The sequence below is a fragment of the Microvirga arabica genome, assembly GCF_016811235.1.
Classification (GTDB): Bacteria; Pseudomonadota; Alphaproteobacteria; order Rhizobiales; family Beijerinckiaceae; genus Microvirga; species Microvirga arabica.
This window is the reverse complement of record NZ_JAFBID010000227.1, coordinates 1-697: the sequence shown is the minus strand read 5'-3', so window position 1 is coordinate 697 and position 697 is coordinate 1. Positions and strand designations below refer to the sequence as shown.

Sequence of the window (697 nt, the reverse complement as noted above, 5' to 3'; positions counted from 1 at the left end):
AGAGCCGCTCAAGACAGAAGAGCCGCTTACGCCAGAGACTGAACCTGTCGAACAGCAGGATCCTGAACTCAGCTCAGAACCGGAACCTGTTGAGATACCTGATGCGCCGGCGAAGCGGATTCAGCGTTCTGGGAAAACCGGAGGTCCAGCGCGTAAAGCTGCCTCTGCTCAGGTCGTGGTGAAATCGATTCCTGATGCCAAGCGCTCGGACCGGTTCTACACCTCCATCCGCCTGCCCCGCGAGCTGTGGGATCAGGCAGGCTTTGGGCCGGACGACAAACTTCTGCTTGCCTTGAGCGGCAAGGCTCTCACGGTTGAGCGTGCGACTGAGGGTGGCGTGAAGCCGAAGGCGGTTGGTGACACCTCTGTGGTGCTGCAATCCTGGAAGCTCGGCAACCTCAACTTCGATCAGCCCAAAGTCGCCGGCATCAACGGCTCTCTTCGGCTGACAGCGGGACGTCGCAGCCCTAAGGCCTGATCGTCACAACATACACAGTGATCGCCCGTTCCGCTCTGGCTGCAGCGCACGGGATGGAGGCAGAGGTGTGCGGGCGTCTGGTCCTGAGCTAGCCCTGTGACTTGGCCTGCACGGCGATCCAGTCCTGCGCCTTGATCAGGGCTGCAGATTCCGACGCAATCCGGACAGGTATTCCGATTTGAAGCCGGACAGCATTCCGGAATGAAGCCGGACACCGTT

At 60.4% G+C, this 697-nt stretch carries 1 protein-coding gene; it reads left to right on the top strand.

The annotated features are described in order from the left end of the window. Window positions 1-178: 178 nt before the first annotated feature. The gene (locus JQC81_RS32625; RefSeq protein WP_203275893.1) at window positions 179-478 is read left to right on the top strand and encodes a hypothetical protein; all 300 of its coding nucleotides are present in this window, start codon (window positions 179-181) and stop codon (window positions 476-478) included. Window positions 479-697 lie beyond the last annotated feature (219 nt).